This window comes from Legionella sp. PATHC032 (assembly GCF_026191185.1).
Classification (GTDB): Bacteria; Pseudomonadota; Gammaproteobacteria; order Legionellales; family Legionellaceae; genus Legionella.
On sequence record NZ_JAPHOV010000001.1, the window covers coordinates 1,261,705 to 1,282,645 of the forward strand.

Sequence of the window (20,941 nt, forward strand, 5' to 3'; positions counted from 1 at the left end):
GATAATTCATGGAACCGATCCTGTATAATGCTATTTCTGGTGGTCGCTCAGATTTTAAAAGACAGGAAATAATCGCCAATAATTTGGCGAATATTAATACCCCAGGATTTAAGGCGGATTTATATCAGGCACAGACGATGTATATGAATAATGCTAATGGAAATAATCAATTCAATGTGCATTCATTTGTAACTCAAAATGCTAATGGAGTGGATACTTCTCCTGGAGAGATTATTACGACAGGCAGAGATTTGGATGTGGCTATTGATGGAGAGGGGTGGATGGCTGTTCAGGATAGCCAAGGCCGTGAAGCTTATACCAGAGGGGGCAGTTTGCGTTTGAATCCTAATGGACAGTTAATTACTGCCTCGGGTAAGGTGGTTTTAGGTGATGGAGGCCCAATTTCTATTCCTCCTGCTCAATCCATCGAGATAGGTTCGGATGGAACCATATCGATTGTGCCTTTAGAAGGTGATGCCAAATCCCTGGCTATATTAGACAGGATTAAATTGGTTACGCTGGATAGAAATAATATCTATAAAAATGATGAGGGTTTAATCCAGCTGAAATCAGGTGCTGCTGTTGCTAATAGTAACATTAAATTGCAAAGTGGTGCCTTAGAGGGAAGTAATGTCAAAGCAATTGATCAAATGGTAGCAATGATCAGTGCTGGTCGGGAATTTGATGCCCAAATGAAACTATTATCAACAGTTGATGATAATGGACAAAAATTGGCACAACTATTGCAGGAATAAACGTAATTAATTTAGTTATTGTTTCAGTCAAGGTAAGCTGCTCTCCAGTTGTTAGAAGCCATAGATGCTTGTAAAGCGGAAGATGTTTTTATGCACTTGCGAATCTGAAATGATAATTAGGGCCGAAATAATAATAAGAAGAATAATAGCAGGAGGCCGTTATGGAACCAGCATTATGGGTCAGTAAATCAGGTTTGGAAGCCCAGGATAAGAATATTGCTACTATTGCGAATAATCTTGCTAACGTCAACACAACTGCTTTTAAAAAGGGTAGAGCCTTATTTGAGGATTTAATTTATCAAAATCTTCGCCAGGCTGGCGCACAATCCTCACAAAATTCGCAAATTCCTACCGGTATAAATATGGGGACTGGAGTGCATCTGGTTGCTACAGAAAAAATATTCAGTCAGGGCAGTCTTCAGAATACGCAAAATGCTTTGGATGTCGCTATCGAAGGACGTGGCTTTTTTACAGTTTTAATGCCAGATGGCACACAAGCTTATACACGTGATGGAAGCTTTAAAACTGATAGTACAGGCCAGATCGTTAATAGTAATGGGTATCCTCTGCAACCCAACATTACGATACCGCCGCAAACGACAAAAATTACTATTGGAACAGATGGCACAGTTAGTGCTTTAGTCGCGGGAAATAATGCACCATCCGTTATAGGCAATATCCAATTAACTGATTTTATAAACCCTGCCGGATTGCAACCGATTGGACAGAATTTGTATACGGAAACCGTAGCGAGTGGTACACCAATTACAGATAACCCGGGTAATTCGGGATTGGGTACTTTATTGCAAGGTTCATTAGAAGCTTCTAATGTGAATGTGGTTGAAGAATTGGTTAATATGATTCAGGCTCAAAGAAGCTATGAAATAACAGCAAAAAGCATTCAGACCGTTGACAGTATGTTGCAATATTTAACCCAAACTCTGTAAGTGAGATAGGTTATGAATCGATTTAATATAGCTACCACTTGCTTGGCTACAGCCTTGTTGTTTGGGTGTGAAGCCTTACATCCACCAGCACCAGGCGATAATCCTGATTATGCTCCAACCTATCCTGTAACACCGGATCCCAAGGAGTTAAGAAAGGTAAGTGGTGCTATTTATAGTAGTGAAACGGCTCTCCCTTTATTTGAAACGCCCAGGGCAAGGCATCCAGGTGATATATTAACAGTATATTTGATAGAAAAAACAGATGCCCAGAAAAATGCGACTACCACTCAGAGAAAAAATGATACGGAAAAAATCACAAATAAACTCTTTTTAGGTAGGCCAATTTCTTTGGGAAGTGGTTACAGCATGGATTTTGATTTGGATAACCAAAGGCAGTTTAACGGGGAAGGCAGATCAATACAAAACAATAAATTAGCTGGCAGTATTTCAGTAACGGTAGCTAAAGTGTTGGCGAATGGCAATATGGTTGTTCAAGGCGAGAAGTGGGTCAGAATTAATCAGGGCAATGAATTCGTTCGTCTTTCAGGGATAGTTCGTCCCCAGGATATAAAAGCAGATAATACTATTACCTCTGATAGAATTGCCAATGCAAGAATTTCTTATGGTGGAACTGGCCAAATTAATAATACGAATGCTCAAGGATGGTTATCAAGAATTTTATGGGGGCCTTTATTCCCGACGTAATTGGTAATTATCGAGATTACAAAGGACAAGGAATTAAGATGCGGCGAATGCTGGTTATTGGATGGTTGTTGGCATTTCATTTGATTGCAACTCAAGTTTTTGCTGAGCGAATCAAAGATATCGCTACTTTGGCTGGTGTTCGTATTAACCAACTGGTTGGTTATGGATTGGTGGTTGGGTTAAGCGGTACAGGAGATAAAACTGGCACGAAATTTACTGAAGACAGTTTCGCTAATATGTTGACTCAATTAGGAATTAACGTTCCTCCAGGAGTTAGACTCAATTCCAAAAACATTGCAGCAGTGATGGTCACTGCTAATTTGTCCAGCTTTATGAAAAAAGGACAAACTATGGATGTCAACATTTCATCCATAGGCGATTCTAAAAGCTTATTAGGTGGAACTTTATTGCTTACTCCTTTAAAAGGCGCGGATGGACGTGTCTATGCCATGTCACAAGGAAACGTCGTAGTATCTGGCATTAGTGCTTCCGGGAGCGATGGTTCAAGCGTCACTGTTAACGTACCCAGCGGGGGAAGAATTCCTAATGGCGCTACGATTGAGGCTGATATTCCTAATCCATTTTATTACTCAAATTCATTAACTTACAACCTGCATACCCCAGACTTTACTACAGCAAAACGAATGAGCGATGCTATCAATGAGCTAATGGGGCCTGGCACAGCAAAAGCTATCGATGCTGGATCTGTGGTAGTAACAGCTCCTAAAAAATTATCCCAACGCGTAGACTATGTTTCAGTGCTTGAAAATATTGAATTTAAACCAGGCGAAGCCATGGCAAAAATTATTATCAATGCCAGGACTGGAACAGTGGTTATCTCAAGCAATGTGATTGTTAAATCTGCTGCTGTCTCTCATGGTAATTTGGTCGTTAGCATTACAGAGACTCCCGTTATCAGTCAACCGAATGCCTTTGCTTCTGGGCGCACAGTGGCTACGCAGCAATCACAAGTTAATATTCAACAAAAAAATAACCGTGCCTTTATCTTGCCCAAAGGCACCACTTTGAAAGATATAGTAAGAGGAATCAATGCTGTTGGTGCAACACCTGCCGATGTAATCTCTATTCTGGAAGCCTTACAACAGGCAGGTGCGTTGAGTGCTACATTAATAGTCATATAAAGGTGATGGATATGACCATACAAAGTATTGTTACGAGCGATTTTCAAGGGTTAAATGAATTAAAAACTCAGGCAAAAAACAATGCAAAAGAAGCGTTGCCTGAAGTAGCTAAGCAGTTTGAAGGGATATTTTTGCAATCCATGTTAAAAAGCATGAGGATGGGACAGCATTTCCTTGATGAATCCAGTCCTTTTAGTGGTAAGAATGAAGCGACTTTCCAAGAGATGCTGGATGCACAATATGCCAGTACTATTGCCGAGTCTAAAGGGATAGGCTTGGCATCTCTGCTGGCAAAGCAACTGGAAAATTCAGTTGGGCACAAAGCAAATAACCCGGTTAATTCCTCTGCTGAGGTTAACAATACTAAAGGTATTAATTCAGAAAAGTCGCTATCCGTTGTTGATGATTTCGTAAAATCAATATGGTCCACGGCAAAACAAGCTGCGTCTTTAATTGGATTAGATCCCAAACTGTTAGTAGCACAGGCAGCATTAGAAACTGGCTGGGGTCAATTTGTTACAAGAGATGCGGATGGCTCGAGCAGCAATAATTTGTTTAATATAAAGACTGGGTCGAATAGCAAGGCAGACTCAATTCAGGTTAAAACAACAGAATACATTGCCGATACACCAATTAAGATAAATGCTTCCTTTAGAAAATATCCATCTATAGAGCATAGTTTTCATGATTATATTTCGTTAATTAAAGGAAGTGAGCGTTACCAGACTGCTTTGGCCAATGCAGCAAATCCTGAACTTTATGTCAGTGAGTTAAATAAAGCAGGGTATGCTACTGACCCGAATTATAGCAGTAAAATTTTGTCTATATATCATGGTGATGAATTGAATCAGGCAATACAACGATGTGAGTTTTCCGAAAAAATTTGATAATTATGCCCGAGCAAAGAATAAATTAGTTCAGGGAGTGAACAAAATATGTCAATACTTAATATTGCCTATTCAGGACTGAATGCCTTTCAGCGTGCCTTGGACGTTACTGGCAATAATATTGCTAATTTTAAAACGAGGGGTTATAGCAGACAATCTATCCAATTTACACCTATTGCCTCGAATCGCTATGCCGGTTCATACATAGGAGCAGGGGTATCTGTTTCGTCGATTTACCGAAATGTTGATCAGTTTGCCAATGCTCAGGTTCGAAGCACCTTGAGTTATAGAACTCAGTATGATGCGTTTTATAATCAGGCAATTCAGATAGATAAACTGCTTTCACAAGATGGATCTAGTATTTCAGTTCCTTTGCAAACTTTTTTTGATTCAATAGGACAATTGAATAGTATACCTGATAGTATAGCGACAAGAGGTGTTGTATTAAAACAGAGTCAGTTATTGGCTCAGCAATTTAATTCGCTACAAATAAAACTTGAAGAGTATCAGCGTAATTCTACATTACAAGTAACAGAATCAGTAAAACTAATTAATCGAATAACAAAAGAGTTGGCGGAGGTCAATGGAAAATTATTAGGCAATAACAATATACCTGAATTACTTGACCATAGAGATGAGTTACTAAAACAATTATCTGGTTATACCGATCTGAGTATTTTTGATCAGGGTGATGGCACGATTAGTGTTGGAATTGCCAGTGGAGATATGCTAGTGGCAGGAACTCAGCAACGCGATTTGGTGGTGGGTACAGGTAATGATTCTATTTTTGGAACAAAGATATTCCTAAGTAATGGCGGAAATAATCAAGTCGATATTACAGACAGGCTGACCACCGGTATGTTAGGCGGTCTTATAGATTATGAGAAAAATGTTCTGGGACAGGCCAGTCAATTAATAGGTCAAATGGCTATTGGTTTGGCTCAGACCTTTAATGCCCAACATAAGTTGGGAATGGATATGAATAGCCAAATTGGTAAGGATTTTTTCACTGATTTTAATTCCCCTGCGCAAATGCTGAAACGCTCTACAGCTTCAGCTGGTAATAGTGGAACCGCTGTTTTATCCGTCAATATCTCAGATATATCCCAAGTGAAATTAAGTGATTACGATCTGATAATTAGCGATACCGGGGCTAATGAGTTACGATTGATACGGAAATCAGACGGTACTTCTACAACCTTAACCTGGTCAAGCACGCCACCAGCCCCACCAGCAGGGCAAGTGGTTATAGATGGAATGACAATTACGGTAAACGATTTATCGCAACTGGCAAATAATGATCATTATACCCTGACCCCTACCAGAGGGGCTGCGAGAGATTTTGCCTTACAAATAAAAGATGCCAATGAAATTGCGCTGGCCTCTCCGGTAAAAACGGCGGCGTCATTAAATAATACCGGACAAGGTCAAATTATTTTAGGCTCTGTATTGGATACGTCTGCTGTTAATAAACAATTCAGAATAGATTTCATTTCGGATACTCAATACAACCTGGTTAATGTAACGGACAGTACAACAACCGGTCCGTTTGCTTTTGTACCAAATACAAACAATGTCATTCAAATTCCCGATGGGATAACTCCTTCTTATTCAGTTGTTTTATCTGGAATTCCTAAATCTGGAGACCAATTTACTGCTGATTACAATATTGGTGGATTTGGTGATAATCGCAATGGTTTGATCCTTGGAAACATACAACAAAACAAGATTTTTTCCAATGGCAGCGAAACCTTATTTGACAGATATGGTAATTTGCTTGCTGAAGTGGGAGGCAGAACTAATCAAGCTAAAACCAGCTTTGAATCTGCCGATATACTTCATAAGCAGGCATTGGATTTTCAGGATAGCAAAAGTGGAGTCAATCTGGATGAGGAGGGAGCCAATTTGCTTATCTTTCAACAGGCCTACCAGGCAGCGGGAAAGTTGATGGAAATATCCAATCAAATTATGAACTTGTTGTTCGATATCATGAGGTGATGAATGCGCATTTCAACCAATCAGATATATCAGCGGGGTTTGGATAATTTGTTGACTCAACAAGAGAGATTGGCAAGGCTTCAGGATCAACAAGCCAGCGGTATAAGAGTTCGGATTCCATCTGATGATCCAGTCGCATCAGCACAAATTGAGTTGGTTAAACAGCGTATCAGCAATATAGAGTTATTACAAACTAATCGTCAAGCGGCGGACAGTGCATTACGTTTAGAGGAAGGAATATTATCCAATGCTGTTAACTCACTTCATCGTTTACGTGAAATACAAATTCAATCTGGAAACCCCAGTCTTTCTGAAGAGGACAGAAAAACCCTCGCTGTTGAAGCTCAAGCCTTGTTAAATCAATTACTTGATTATGCTAACACAAAGGATAGTAATGGAAGCTATATGTTCAGTGGTAGTAAGTCCTTAACACAGCCAGTATCATTGAGTTTGTCAGGACAATATGTTTATAACGGTGATAATACGCAGCGTTTTCAAGCGGTTACAACGAGTTTACTGGTAGCAGTGAATGACACAGGCGACAATGTGTTTATGCGTATCCCAAATGGAAATGGGCGTTTTACTATAAGAGAAACGCTAACCCCTAATACAGGAACAGCTTCAGTCAGTTCTGGTTCCGTGACTAATGAAGCAGCTTTTGTACCTGATGATTACACAATGACTTTTGCTTTAAATTCTCAGGGTAACTTGGTTGTCATGGTGAGTGGCACACTCAGTGGTAATGTGATACCACCAAGCGGTTTACCGGATGATGCCCCATTATATCAGGAGGGTAGTGCCATTAGTTTTAATGGTATGGAAATGGTGGTATCTGGCTTGCCCAAAGCAGGAGATTCATTTTCAATTAGTCCCGCAAAAAATGAATCTATTTTTTCTACTGTGCAACGTATGATAAATAACTTGAATAAACCCTATACTACCGCTGTAGAAAAAGCAGCTACTCAAACTGAAAATAATCAATTATTAGCTCAGATTGACAGTGCTTTAGTTCATATTTTGAGCGTACAATCTGATTTGGGAGCAAGGCTCAATCAATTGGAAACTGCTGAAAAAGCGAATAATGATTATCTGGACATCAGTACCGCGGCATTAAAAAAACTTAGAGAAATTGATCCTGTCGCTGTTGCAACGGAATTGAATTTACAACTAGTCAATCTGCAGGCAGCTCAGTTAAGTTTTACAAGAATTCAAGGATTATCCTTATTTAATTTTTTGTAAAAGTACATCAAAAATAGAGTTTCTCATCTTGTATACTGAGTCGTGTTGAATAATCTCATGTAGACTTAGCCATTGCTGTAAATCAACCAATATAACTATAAGTTATAACCTATAGAAAGAACTCATAAGCATGTCACATCCTGTTCATATTCACTTGTTATTATGTATTTAAACCCAAATGAGCAGGTGAAATTATGAAAACGTCAAATAGTCAAAATGGTACATCAAATAAGCCGTCTGTAAACCTGGGAAAATTGAGTACTGCAAAAAATCTCGTATTTCGTGGAGGTGGCTCCAAAGGGGTGGCTTATGTTGGAGCGCTGCAATCCTTGTCTGAACAAGGAGTATTGGAAAACATTGAAAATGTTGCAGGAAGCTCTGCGGGTGCAATGACCGCAGCGATAGTCGCTTGCGGTGGATCAGCCGAGTTAATGGAATATTTTTGTAGTGCGAATAGTTTAGCGGATTTTGTTGATAACCGATTGACTAAAAAATTGCTTCCTAAAAGCGATAAAAGTCCACAAGCTGACTCTTCTGCCGATTATTCTTCAATAAGTCATGAGCAAACGAGTGAACAGCGAAATACTGAATCCAGTCTTGCAGAAGCAAAACTGGTCACGAAACCCTCCAAGTTAACTGGTCTCATTGCTTCTAAAGGAACCAAGTTAGTTGAAGCGATGGAACATGTGATGAGGATGGCTATTTTCACGCATTTTCCTGAATCTCTGGATAATGAATTGAAAAGTCTTGATGAGAAACTGAATGCAATTGAGGATAAAGAGAGCGCTGAATACAGCAATCTTGCAAACAGAAAACAGATTGTAGAAGACACTCAAAAAATTATAAACGGATTGCATGATCCGAATTTTGATTTAACTTTTGGTTATTTACACACGCTACATCAATACGATCCTCAGCAATTCAAGGAATTGTACATTACCGGAACAGATGAAAATGGAGAGTTACGGATTTTTTCTCATGAGAAAGACGCTGATATGCCTGTTTCCATAGCAGTTCGTATCTCTGCATCATTACCTGGAGTGTTTGATCCGGTAATCTACCAAGGAAGAAAATACATTGATGGTGGTGCTGCCAATAATTTACCTGTCAATATCTTCTTTAAAAAGGAAGAAGCTTATACTCCAGGTGTTGTAACTACAATTGGAGTTTCTTGTGAGAATAAATTGGACATTACAGAAAAGGAATTTAAAAATCCATCCTTTATGGAAAGGATTATGGGGTATTTAGGAGATTTTGTTAAAAAAATATTATGTAAACTTGATGTTGAGGGTGCTGTAAAAGAACAGAAAAGAGAAATGCTGAAATACATAGATAATGGAAATCTCTTTGTTATGGTCGCACCTCCCATTTCCATAACGACTGCTCAAATGCATATTGAGAAGGAAGAAAAAGAGGGCGTTATCAAGGTAGGTAAAGCATTTTGTGACATGCAACTGAAAAGTATGATTGATGCAGATTATAAACCACAGCCATTTGATGAAAAAACAGCAAGAGTATTGGCAAACAGTGGTGAGCAACAAGAGCAATCAATACAAAAAACCATTGATTTTAAATCAAGATTGCAAAATTTTAAACATCCAGACAGACCTTGGTCTCAGCACGTAGAAAAAACTATTGATAGACTAATGTTGGTCAAAGGAGCGGCTACTCAAGATCAAATAGATCTGTGTTTGCAATGGCAGGAAATCAAATCAGTGCATACTAACTCTGCAGATAGATTGAGAGAATTTGCCTATGCTTTCCTTGCTTCGCCATTGGCAGAGCCAACCAGTAATCAACAGGAGATTAATTTCAGTAAAGAAACAAGAAAAGAAATCAATCTATTAAAAAGTCTGCCAGGATTATATGACACCACTCCTGATTTTACAGAAGAGTTTAATAATCAGAGAACGTCATCCCTACAAAGAGCATAAAAACACTAATTCAATTAATTTGAGTTCGTTTCATTTTTTAGAAAGTGTCCAACAACTTGTTATGGTGGCAGATGAAACAATTTCTATTGCTCAATGTACAAAAGCCTTTATGATTGATGCTGCTTCGATGTATGGATTCGACAAACAAATAGATATTATTGTAGTTGGCAAAAAAGCAAACTTTGTCTTTCTACCTGAATGATCCATTAAATATGGAAAATAATACTGATAATTTACAAAATATTGGTGTGTTGGCAAATGGTGTATCGTAGCCAATATCATGCTAACCCTCATTCATTGAAAGTGCTTATATGGCCAAAAATAGAGAGAAAGTACTTACTATAATTGGCTCTAGCCAACAAACTTAATTTTCTCTACATAACTTGTTTATTCGAAATAAAAATGATCAAATTGAGATATGTATCGATTTAGTACTTGAAGGATCTACAGCATGGTCGAAAGCTATTTTTCGTTCAGTTAGTTTAGGGGTTAACTTACCACAAATATAATGGCTATTATTTGGACAATTATGTCGAATCCTCATTAATCAGCACGATTATAGCATTCAAGGACTTTGCCTATTTGAATTCAAGTTTTTTAGTTATTTCTTCTTTATCACTAACAGATAGTACAAGGTTCGTTTCTTTACCTGTTGGTTTTTGTATTCGAAACAGGGTGTTCGGATTTTTAACAGTAACCACGGTTTTATGCGGCTTACTCTCAAGGTAACCAAATTCATTATTTTGGGTGTGTTTTTTAATATGTGCATCCGCATCAGTTTCGTTTGTAAATAATGTCACCCTTTTTTCAAACGATTTGTTAATTTTTTTCGAGCCAGGTTCTTTCGGTTTACCGTAGAAATCAGAAATTCCGTGTTTTCTATGCATGACATTTTCACCTACAGCAATCAAATCCTGCAACCCTAAGTTTACTAACCCAGTTTTTTTTGCTACCTCGAGATCGCTTAAAAAATAATGAATTTTTTCTAGATGGTCTTTTGAAAGGGTTCGAACGTTAAGCACTGATTTTGAATCCAAATAGCTTACTATGATTTGCAAAACTTCAGGAGGTAAACTTGATAAGTCTCCATTGTTTTCAATTTTTGTAACATCATCAGATCCTTTAAATATATTAAACAGGTTTTTCAGTTTCATTTTTACTCACAATGGCTAGATGTAGATAGTTATTTTAACATGCTTACATTAAGTTAATATTAATTGATAAAATTTCAATCAATTTATGAATTGCCTCAAATTACCTGTTGCCGAAAGGAGGAAAGCCAAAATGGGGGAAGTGCGCATGGATTTATATTTGAAAACACAGCGTTGACTTTACCACCGAGGTAATCGAGAGGTGAAGAAACGCATATTAGATGAGTTTTGCGAAACGCATGGCTATTATTGTAAGGGGTGGCAGCAAGGTTGACCTAAGCGTATTATTGAAACCGCTGTGGTCAATTGAGTGCCGCAACATTTTTGGCTGGTTTAAAAAATTGTTGGATTTTCTCGCCGTTTTGCCATTAAGGAAACGTGGATTTAATTTTATTTCATTAGTCGATGCTATAGATTATGTATTGAGAGGATCAATTATATCAGTGCTGACGTTAATATAGATAATGCACCACAAGATGCGGGGAGTTCAACTTTTTAAATATAGATTTTTTACCTGTTTCTTTATAAATAGTAAGCTACCTATAATTGTGAGTTAGCAAGACAAATCACTAAAAAATCCCCGCCAAAAGCGGGGATTTCAACACTTAACCTAACAAAGTCCAGGCTTGCGACCAGGCAAGACCTACACCGGGCTCATAGTAGGCTGGGGATTGCGAGCACCAACCAGAAAAAGGCCAGGGTTTGCATTGATAGCGTTTGTGGTCCAAGCGACCGAGGACAATCGTACCAGCTTTATAATTATTAATCCCATCAGGATAAACCAAATCCGCAGTATTGGAAGGCTCGGTGAAATCAATCATCACATGGTAATTGCTAATATCAGTATCGCTTAGGTAGATTTTATTGGCCTGATTGGCTGCCAGAATCACTTGGCCACTTTCCGGATCAAGTTGACCAATACGCACTAGTGAGGAGGACATGTTAACCTTAGTCCCTAAAGCCAAAGGCCATTGCTCAGCCATTCGGTTGCTGTTGTTGACCGTAATGCTGTTGTTTTCCACTTCCACTTCGTGCTTGAAAACTCGCAAAGTGACTTTGGTATCGGCGGCGATATCGCCCGTGCCATAAAGATCCTGGAGTTCATACCAGGTTGGTGCTTGTGCCACGCCGTCAATAAATACATCGCTGCATCCATAGAAAGCTTCAGGACTGTCTTCGCGTTGCCAGATCATGTAAAAAATATGTTTACCTGTCATATTTGCAGGCATTGGGCAATCCATCTGATAACGCCCATTGGCTAAGGTAACACTGGTAATGGTACAAAATGGGCTTGCGTCCAGATCAGACCATTTTAAAGGGTTATTGAAATCATAGCTGTCTTTGGTGGCATAAAATTTGAAATATTTGGTTTTATGAGGCGCGGTAGCATGGAAAATAAATTGAAAATGACCATTAGCATCGGGATGTATAATCGTTGTTGTCCAATCTGTTCGAGCTAAGTTAAATCCTTTAAAAAAGTCTCTGCCGCCAGAACACAATTGACCATCGGCTATTAATTCACGATGCTTATCGTTGGCCGCACCCTGGTTCACTTCATGCCAGTTGTACAAGGGTTGTGTGCCTCCTACCTGCACTGCCGCCTTACACGCGGCGGATTTTGGGTTTTCTGGCCCTTCTTTGTAGCATTGATACGTTCTGGAAATAGGAATTTCCAAAGCTCCATGGGCGAACAGAGAGAAACTGGCCATTGCAAGACCAATACTTCCTATTAATTTTTTCATTATTCATCCTGTTATGATATTAAAAAAAGAACAATGCGCCTCGGACGAGGCGCATACTTACATCAACTACATACACCGTTGATAACACAGTTTCTGAGGTCAGTAGCAAACCTGAAGTTGTTACTCTGATCAAAGGTAACTTCCCAGTTAAATACCCCCCCAATGTTTCCATAGGCGCGAGGAGGAACATACGATCCGCAACTGTTACTACTAACCGTTGCTGTTTTCAGGCACTGGATGGCACGTTTAATGGTGCTTGTTGGAATTACAGGCGAGCCGTCACCGTTGCCACTGGCATTAGCTGCGAGATACCCGATGACTACCTGGGATGGGTTTAAGTGGCTGATATAGGGTTGGAAGCCTGTATTACTGCCATTGGGTAATTGAGCTGGCCAGTTTTCCAGCAGATCAGTGGCCATGGCGACACTGAAATCAGGATTGCTGGTTGGCGTTGGGCCGTAACACACCATATCAATGCCGAACATGCAGCCTGTATTGTAAAGTTGTATACCGACCCAGGCCAAGGCATCATGAGTTTGCATAATCAAAGAAGCATAGTTACCCCAGACCCCGTCAAAACCATTGGTTGCTGCCACATTAGCTGTCTGTGGTGCCATGGTAATCAGCAAATTAGTATTCTGGCTGTACATCGTGTTGATAATATTGGCTAAAACCGCGATGTCGCCTTGTGGGTTGACAAAGGTACCGCTGCCATTCAAACCATGCTCAATGTCGATGTCAAACCCATCAAACTCGTATTCATCCATTAAACTACGTAAGGAATTTATAAAGGTTTGCTTAAAGGCATCGGGTGATGTGGCAGCTGTCAATGCCTGATGAAAATCAACCGTGGTGTTCGGTAAGCTGGTTAATGCACCGCCTAATGATAAGATGACCTTAATGCCTTTCTGATGCAAGGACTGAATGTAGGGCTTGGTTATAGTATCAAACGCCGGTGTGATCTGTCCTGGTTTGCTGGTGCTAAATACGCCGAAAGCAACCATCATGTGGGTATAACCCGCATCAGCCAGTGCTTGTGGAGTCGGTGGTATTTTCCAGCCAGGCAGGTAACCAATGATGCGACCATTACTGGCTGGATTAGCTGATAAAGTCACTGTTTCAATGGCATTAGCCGTTGCAGTCAGCGGTTGGGGTGAAAAATTTAAGGTGTAACCTGAAACAGCTTGGCCTGACACCGTGTAAATAACTCCATCAATCAAAGAAATAATCGCAGAGCCACTTCCATTCGCTAAATCGACAGTTTGCATAATCGGTGCTGTGTTATCATTAGGAGTGAAGGTAATATTAATTGTTGCTAATGAAGCAGGTGCCCCTTGCACTTTTACAGTGACTGAATCCTGGACGACCTGAACGCATTGGTAAGTGAGATTAGTGGTTGGCACATTGGTTTTATTGGCAATAACTGTAGTTGGTGTAAACAAAGGTTTGCACTGGTAGTTATTGAAATGGATAGGTGATGTTGAAAACTGATAAGACGCACCGTCTTTTAATTGGGTCACTGTGGTCGAATTGCCCCAGCTCACAGTTTGCAATTGGGAGGCGCCAGTTTGAGGAAGAGTTAACAATACCGAGGGGTTATCAGTATAGCCAGTTAATTCACTAGGCAGTGCTTGCAGATTGATACTAATCTTTCCAGTTTGGGGAGCTGATGCATAGTTAATGGTCGCATTGATTGTCTGGTTAGCATTCACAGTGACGGTACTAGGAACTGCGCTACCCTGATAAGTATTGCCGTCGGTGCTTGTAACCGTTTCGGCAGCAAGCCCATAAGTTCCTGCAGCAAGGCCGGTTATTAGTTGTGTACTATTCCAAGGCAATTGGACATCACTGACAGCTTGGCCATTTAATGTGATATGAACCAAAGCATAATTCTGAAGCACATTGGTGGGTTTTACTGTATTATTAGTCAGCTGGATGTTTCCGATATTAACGGGTGTTCCTAAATAAATATTAACTGTATTTTCAATATAGCTGTCAGTAAAATCACCGTATTTAAGAGTAATTGAACTTCCAGCTGGTAATTTGCTGTTGGCACCTGGGAAGGTAGGGAAATGCAAGGTCAATGTGGCCAGGTAATTTCCACCCGGTTGTGGTTGGGAACTAATGTTTAATGTATTATCAGGATAAGACAAAGGCCAGAAATCACCCCAAAACGACGTATTAAGCGACGCTTTTGTCTGAAAAGTCACGGTCGAATTCTGAAAATCAACTGCTTGGCCACAACTGTTGGTTAATTTTAGATTGATGGATCTCCAATGTTGATTGCCGGTGGAAGTGAATTGAGAGGTAATGCAGGATACTGGCTGTATAATTCCCAAGGGAGGAGAGGAATAAACTGTTGTCGAAATGGTGGTAAGCGCTCCCAAACCTAATAATAAGTATTTCATTCTCAACTCCCTGTAATAATAAGATTTTTAATCTAACATGAATTTTCCCTATTTAACAAATAGTTAGATTTAAAAATATTTTCATAGAAATAGTTAGCTCTTGATTATTGCAGAAGTTCTGGTTTAGTGGATATCTTTTGAATAATCGCACTAAGTATCAAAGCGTTAGCCCAATGATGGGGCTCTACCCCAACAAAGCACATCATTACCCATAAGTATTAATTACGGTTATTCAAATTAGAAAGGGTAAATAGCAGGATGATTAAAAATTAGCCTATACCCTGATTATCCTTATTGAGACATAGGTAACAGCTGGCGTCCCGGGCAGGATTCGAACCTGCGACCTGCCCCTTAGGAGGGGGCTGCGCTATCCATCTGTGCCACCGGGACTTTGACTTTATTTATCAAACGCAAGTCTACCTTTATAGCCGGAAAATGACAACGGGAAAGCAAACTTCTTATATGAAAATGTAAAGATTATTGATAGGGCTGGTTGGATTGGAATGTGTTCAACTATCCTGTCATTTCTCAATTCTGGATATTGATAAGTCAATTTTTATTAAACTTACTGAATGTTTTTTGGTTGGCCGTAAAGATGCTATAAGCTGATAGCAGCATGTTATGAAAGAATATCTATTGACCAAATATTAGTAATTAAGCTAACTTGCGCTAGTTGATATTGGATTGCAAAATTTGAGTCATTAAAGGAGATGTTACACTATGAGAATTTTTAAAGGATTAATGAAAAGTACTGGTCTTAAGAAGTATCCAAATGATCAAATAATAAATAATCCATCTCTTCAATCATCCTCCGCTTCTTTATCTAGAGATGTCAGACAAGCTCGGTTTGATTTTTTTCCGATAAACAATACAGGTGAATCTATATTAAAAGACTCCTCGAGCAATCGTGTGAATTCAGAATTTCAGCCAATGATGCTCAAGAGAGATATAAACTCTGTTCTGATTAGATTACCGATTAAGCATAGTGTTTATCGAAATCATGGCAATAGTAATTTGTCGAGTGACTCAGCATTAATAATGGACTCGTCTAATCTACAAGATCATATTTCCTATTTACAGCTTTGCTTTACTCATAAAGAAGGGAAGTGGTATTTGTTTTTAAAATGTTTTACTGCTTTGGATGTTTTTAATTATGATTTTGCACCATTATTGAAAATATTGAATAAACCAGACGTAAGAACTTATCCCATGAGTTTTGGTTACCCAGGTGTTATTGATAGGACAGAGCTCATTGACATGGATAGAAAAACTTATGCCAGACAGTTTATTATACATGGCCCTGATGATGAGGCTAAAATCTTGCAAGATGTTCATGATTTCAATTTGAATTGTTTGAGGCGGTTTGAAGAGTTAACCTACGGTAGAGATAATAGTGCTTATAGAAACTCTCAAGCGTTAGGAAGAATTTTGCATAAAATTGTCACTGCTTATCAAGAAGTAACTGTAAATGAATATGATATAGCATTGAACAGGCTTAAGATTGTGTTTCAAGATCAAGTATTTCAAAATGATCCACAAATTTGTTTGTCTTTGACTCACATAGTCAATGCATTAATTGTTTTAAGTCAAAAAAAGGAACTTACTAACAAGGGAATGGAAATTGATGAATACCAATTACACCTCATTTTAAAAGAACTGGCAAAACATGAAGGTAAAAAATTTAAAAATAATCTATGGTTTCCTATAGGGACTGTTGAGGCAATTAGCCAAGAGGTAGAAGAACTGTTTGCTTTAAAGCAAACAACAGCTGCAGCATCTATAATGAGTTAATAGTGGTTTAAACACTACCATTTATAATTTAATTAAGGACGATAAAAATGAAACAAATTAAGGGAAGGCTATTATCAATAATATCTTTATTATTCTTGCCGTTTCTGCTGTTTGCTTCTGATGCAGCGATTAGTCTGGTTGGCGTTCAAGGTTATGATTTGGTTTCTTATCATCAGAAAAATGGTCCTGTCCGTGGTAGCGGTAACCACACTGCCTATCATAATGGAGTAGCTTACCTATTTGCTACTGATGAAAACAAGAAAGCTTTTCAGGCTAATCCTGAAAAGTATTTGCCAGCTTATGGTGGTTATTGTGCTTTTGCAGTTTCGGTTGGGCGGAAAGTAGTGAGTGACCCATTGGCGTGGAAAATTGTTGATGGCATTTTATATCTCAATCTTAATAAACAGGTACAAGAATTTTGGTCAAAAGACATTCCCGGTAACATAAAAAAAGGCAATATCCAATGGGAAAAAATTAAGGATATTGACCCTCAAAAAATTTAATGTGTTTGGAATACAGAGTTTCTAGCTATTCAAGTATCGCTAGCCCGTACCATTTTGTTTTGTTTGTTATGGTACAGGCTTCTCCAAATTCGTTTCTATTTATATAAAGGCCACATCCATAAAATTGTTGGAATAGAAACTGCTATAACAATAAGTTCTAATGGTAATCCCAAACGAAAATAATCAGAAAATCGGTATCTTCCTGGCCCCATAACCATGGTGTTGTTTTGGTGGGCAATTGGGGTAAGAAATGAACACGAGGCACCAATAGCAACTGCCATTAAGAAAGAATCCACATTAACATGCGATGACTGAGCAATCTTGATTGCAATGGGAGCCATAATTAATGCCGTTGCTGCATTGTTTAATAGATCAGACAAGGTCATAGTTATAACCAGAATCGCAAGCAAGGCAAAGATAGGTGAATATTGGCCAGCAATTTTCATAAATCCATTTGCAATCAAATCTGCTGCACCAGTCGTTTGCAAGGCTTCTCCAACAGGGATAAGAGCTGCTAGTAACAACAGTACTGACCAGTCAATAGTACGATAGAGATTGTGTGTTGGTATCGCTTTGAATAGAATGAGTACAAGCACTGCTAACATGAAAGAAAAATCAAGTGGCAGTATTTGCAGGGATGCCAAAATGATGGATAGTGCAAAACAAATGATTGGTAGAAATTTTTTTTGTGTCAAATGGAGATTAATATCTCTTTCTGCAAGCGGCAATAATCCCAAGTCGACAATTGTTTCGCGAAGTGTTGCAGCATTTCCCTGAAGTAATACCACATCTCCTGCTGCAAAACGAATATCAATTAATTTTTTTCTGAAAGATAATTCTTCTCTTGAAATAGCCAACAAATTAATCTTATAACGCGAACGAAATCTCATCATGGAAGCGGATTGCCCTTCAATACTTGTATCAGGCAAGACAACGGCTTCCATGGTAATGATATCACTGTCATAGAGCTCTTTTGAGGTTAATGGCTTGTTGCCAGCAAGGATTAGGCCATTTGAATCCAAAATGTTTTTCAAATCTTCTGGAGATGCTTCAATAATCAAAATATCGTTACAATGAATGATGGTATCTTCAGTGTATGCAAATTTCTTTTTACCATCATGGACTACAGCAATCAGTTCAAAATTAGCTTTAGTCATCTCAAGAAACTCTTTAACAGTTTTTTCACACAGAGAAGAGGTTTCCGGAACTTTTACTTCCGTCATGTAATCAGAAATCTGGAATGAATCTCCAGATTTACTATATTTGGCCCGTACTGGAATTAATTTCCATCCAATCAATGAAATAAAGAGAACCCCCATTACTGCTACTGGAAGACCTACAGGGGTGAAATCGAACATATTGTATGGTGCACCCAGGACTTGATTGCGGAAGTTGGAAATTAACAAATTGGGGGGGGTGCCTATAGCCGTAATTACTCCTCCCAGTACTGAGCAAAAGGCAATAGGCATCAAGATAATAGATGGTGATTTTTTAAGTTCTGTAAAAGAATGAATGGCTATAGGCATCATTATCCCTAACGCGCCTACATTATTCATAAAAGCGGACAGGAATGCACTGATCCCGCTATAAAGACCTACTTGAAGTGATGTTTTTTTTGAAAATTTTTTTAATTTTACAAAGGGATTATTTAATATACCTGATTGGGTGATGGCATAAGTTAACATCATGACACAGCCGACTGTGATTACTGCTGGGTTACTGAATCCTGAAAATGCCTTGTTAAATGGAACAAGGCCGGTCAGAACTGATAGGGCTAGTGCAAACAGGGCAACGAAATCGTATCTCCAATAATTCCAAATAAATAAAACGAGAGAAAGAATTAAAATGCCAAATAAAAGATAAGGCTGGTACATGCAATAATCCTTATTTTCATGTTCAAGATATCAACATCCCTGCTAATAACTACAGGACTCTATCCAAAAATATTATTTAAGTTTGATTGATTACATTCCTGAGTAATTTGGTCCACCCCCACCTTCTGGTGCTTGCCAAACTATATTTTGACGAGGATCTTTAATATCGCACGTTTTACAATGAATACAATTTTGGGCATTAATTTGTAATCGAGGTCCTTTTTCAACGTCCTCAATGATTTCATAAACAGCAGCCGGGCAGTATCGACTTTCTGGAGAAGCGTATTGGTTGAAATTAACTTCAATGGCCAGCTTGGGTTGTTTTAATTTAAGATGACAGGGTTGATTTTCCTCATGAAATGTATTTGATAAAAATACAGATGAAAGTTTATCAAACGTGAGCACGCCATCTGGTTTGGGGTAGTTAATTTTTTTAGCTTTTTCTGCTGGAATTAAAGACTTATGGTCAGCATGATTTTTTAAGGTCCATGGAGAATATCCTCGAGTGACATAAGTTTCAAAGGCAGCATTAATTAGACCTGGAAATAAACCGTATTTGAATCCTGGTCGAATATTTCGCACTGCATAGAGCTCTTGCTTTAGCCAGGATTGATTGATTTTCTCAGGGTACGCACTTAGTTCAAATTGACCACTCTTTTCCTCGCTGAACCTTTCAAAGCAAGCTTGTGCAGCAAGCATTCCAGATTGCATTGCTGTGTGAATTCCTTTGATTTTAGGCACATTTAGAAAACCGGCAGCATCTCCAATCAAGGCGCCGCCAGGAAAGGTAAGTTTAGGGAGAGATTGCCATCCTCCTTCATTAAGTGCTCTGGCTCCATAAGCAATGCGCTCTCCACCTGTCAGAACAGATTTAATAAGAGGATGCGTTTTAAATCTCTGAAATTCGCCAAAAGGATTGAGCCATGGGTTCTTGTAGTCAAGTCCAACAACAAAACCTATTGCAACTCGTTGTTCTGAGAGATGATACAAAAAGGAACCTCCATAGGTGGCATGATCAAGAGGCCAACCGACAGTATGTATGACTTTGCCTGGTTCATGGCGTGATGCATCAACTTGCCAGATTTCTTTAATCCCTATACCATAAGTTTGTGGTTGCGAATGATCTCTTAAATGATAGCGACTCATTAATATTTGACTTAATTGCCCACGGCATCCCTCAGCAAATAAAGTTTGCCTGGCTAATAAATGCATGCCAGGTTGATAATTATCGGTTTTTTTCCCTTGTCTATCAATTCCTACATCTCCAGTAGCAACACCTATGACTTGATTTTTATCATTATAGAGAATTTCTGCTGCGGCAAATCCAGGGTATATTTCACAGCCTAAAGCTTCAGCTTGTTCTGCAAGAAACTTACATAGTTCTCCTAAACTGATAATAAAATTTCCTTCATTATGCATAGGTTTTGGAGTAGGGAGTTTAAATGATTTATTTTGAGTCAAAAAATAGAACAGATCTTTGTTAACGGGGGTATCCAGTGGTGCTTGTTGCCAATTATCTGGTAGTAATTCTTTTAAGCTTCTAGGCTCTAAAACTGCGCCAGAAAGAATGTGAGCGCCAACCTGAGCTCCTTTTTCCAGTATACAAATAGTAATTTCTTTTTGTGAAGCTAAAGCCAGTTGCTTTAATTTAATTGCAGCGGATAATCCAGAAGGCCCTGCACCGACTATGATAACATCAAATTCCATCGTTTCGTGTTCCACACGTACTCCTCTAACTTACAAATTAAAAAATGATCGCTTTTATAAGACTTAAGATCAAGATTAAATTTTATATTTTCAATTTTTGAAGGGCTAATTTTATTTTATGGCAATGCAAATCTGAAAGAATAGCTAAATTGATAGGA

15 protein-coding genes and 1 tRNA gene are annotated in these 20,941 nt (G+C 38.7%); 10 read left to right on the plus strand and 6 right to left on the minus strand.

Going from position 1 to position 20,941, the window contains the following annotated elements:
- Window positions 1-8 precede the first annotated feature (8 nt).
- The 8 genes from flgF (at window position 9) to OQJ02_RS05825 (ending at window position 9,607) form a co-directional block, all read left to right on the plus strand.
- Complete coding sequence (gene flgF / locus OQJ02_RS05790; protein WP_265718287.1) at window positions 9-755, plus strand: flagellar basal-body rod protein FlgF; 747 nt, start codon at window positions 9-11, stop codon at window positions 753-755.
- A gap of 161 nt (window positions 756-916) precedes the next feature.
- On the plus strand, window positions 917-1,702 hold the full coding sequence (gene flgG, locus OQJ02_RS05795; RefSeq protein WP_011213579.1) for a flagellar basal-body rod protein FlgG: 786 nt from the start codon (window positions 917-919) through the stop codon (window positions 1,700-1,702).
- A 12-nt stretch (window positions 1,703-1,714) separates the two neighbouring features.
- Window positions 1,715-2,407: a flagellar basal body L-ring protein FlgH gene (locus OQJ02_RS05800; protein WP_062726780.1), complete on the plus strand. Its 693-nt coding sequence runs from the start codon at window positions 1,715-1,717 to the stop codon at window positions 2,405-2,407.
- 38 nt (window positions 2,408-2,445) lie between these two features.
- The gene (locus OQJ02_RS05805; RefSeq protein WP_265718288.1) at window positions 2,446-3,549 is read left to right on the plus strand and encodes a flagellar basal body P-ring protein FlgI; all 1,104 of its coding nucleotides are present in this window, start codon (window positions 2,446-2,448) and stop codon (window positions 3,547-3,549) included.
- An 11-nt stretch (window positions 3,550-3,560) separates the two neighbouring features.
- Entirely contained in the window at window positions 3,561-4,436 is an 876-nt protein-coding gene (locus OQJ02_RS05810) for a glucosaminidase domain-containing protein (protein WP_265718289.1), read from the plus strand.
- 48 nt (window positions 4,437-4,484) lie between these two features.
- The gene (flgK, locus tag OQJ02_RS05815) at window positions 4,485-6,434 is read left to right on the plus strand and encodes a flagellar hook-associated protein FlgK (protein WP_265718290.1); all 1,950 of its coding nucleotides are present in this window, start codon (window positions 4,485-4,487) and stop codon (window positions 6,432-6,434) included.
- A 3-nt stretch (window positions 6,435-6,437) separates the two neighbouring features.
- The gene (gene flgL / locus OQJ02_RS05820) at window positions 6,438-7,673 is read left to right on the plus strand and encodes a flagellar hook-associated protein FlgL (RefSeq protein WP_265718291.1); all 1,236 of its coding nucleotides are present in this window, start codon (window positions 6,438-6,440) and stop codon (window positions 7,671-7,673) included.
- A gap of 194 nt (window positions 7,674-7,867) precedes the next feature.
- Window positions 7,868-9,607, plus strand: a complete 1,740-nt coding sequence (locus tag OQJ02_RS05825) for a patatin-like phospholipase family protein (protein ID WP_265718292.1) — start codon at window positions 7,868-7,870, stop codon at window positions 9,605-9,607.
- A gap of 578 nt (window positions 9,608-10,185) precedes the next feature.
- On the opposite strand, the gene OQJ02_RS05830 is transcribed toward OQJ02_RS05825, so the two are convergent.
- The 4 genes from OQJ02_RS05830 to OQJ02_RS05845 all read right to left on the minus strand — a co-directional run bounded on the left by OQJ02_RS05830 (window position 10,186) and on the right by OQJ02_RS05845 (window position 15,298).
- On the minus strand, window positions 10,186-10,761 hold the full coding sequence (locus OQJ02_RS05830) for an F-box protein (protein ID WP_265718293.1): 576 nt from the start codon (window positions 10,759-10,761) through the stop codon (window positions 10,186-10,188).
- A gap of 602 nt (window positions 10,762-11,363) precedes the next feature.
- The gene (locus OQJ02_RS05835; RefSeq protein WP_265718294.1) at window positions 11,364-12,500 is read right to left on the minus strand and encodes a lytic polysaccharide monooxygenase; all 1,137 of its coding nucleotides are present in this window, start codon (window positions 12,498-12,500) and stop codon (window positions 11,364-11,366) included.
- Between the two features lie 62 nt (window positions 12,501-12,562).
- Window positions 12,563-14,908, minus strand: coding sequence for a glycosyl hydrolase family 18 protein (locus OQJ02_RS05840; RefSeq protein WP_265718295.1), 2,346 nt, complete (start codon window positions 14,906-14,908; stop codon window positions 12,563-12,565).
- A 313-nt stretch (window positions 14,909-15,221) separates the two neighbouring features.
- Window positions 15,222-15,298, minus strand: a tRNA-Arg gene (locus OQJ02_RS05845).
- A 330-nt stretch (window positions 15,299-15,628) separates the two neighbouring features.
- Between OQJ02_RS05845 and OQJ02_RS05850 the strand changes: the two genes are divergently transcribed.
- Window positions 15,629-16,699: a type IV secretion protein Dot gene (locus tag OQJ02_RS05850; RefSeq protein WP_265718296.1), complete on the plus strand. Its 1,071-nt coding sequence runs from the start codon at window positions 15,629-15,631 to the stop codon at window positions 16,697-16,699.
- 47 nt (window positions 16,700-16,746) lie between these two features.
- Window positions 16,747-17,202 carry a YHS domain-containing (seleno)protein gene (locus OQJ02_RS05855; protein WP_265718297.1) on the plus strand — a complete coding sequence of 152 codons (456 nt, stop codon included), beginning with the start codon at window positions 16,747-16,749 and terminating at the stop codon, window positions 17,200-17,202.
- A 95-nt stretch (window positions 17,203-17,297) separates the two neighbouring features.
- Here the strand turns inward: OQJ02_RS05855 and OQJ02_RS05860 are convergent, their stop codons facing one another.
- A complete protein-coding gene (locus tag OQJ02_RS05860; protein WP_265718298.1) occupies window positions 17,298-19,076 on the minus strand; it encodes an SLC13 family permease in 1,779 nt (592 codons plus the stop codon).
- Between the two features lie 90 nt (window positions 19,077-19,166).
- Entirely contained in the window at window positions 19,167-20,798 is a 1,632-nt protein-coding gene (locus OQJ02_RS05865) for an electron transfer flavoprotein-ubiquinone oxidoreductase (RefSeq protein WP_416209885.1), read from the minus strand.
- Window positions 20,799-20,941 lie beyond the last annotated feature (143 nt).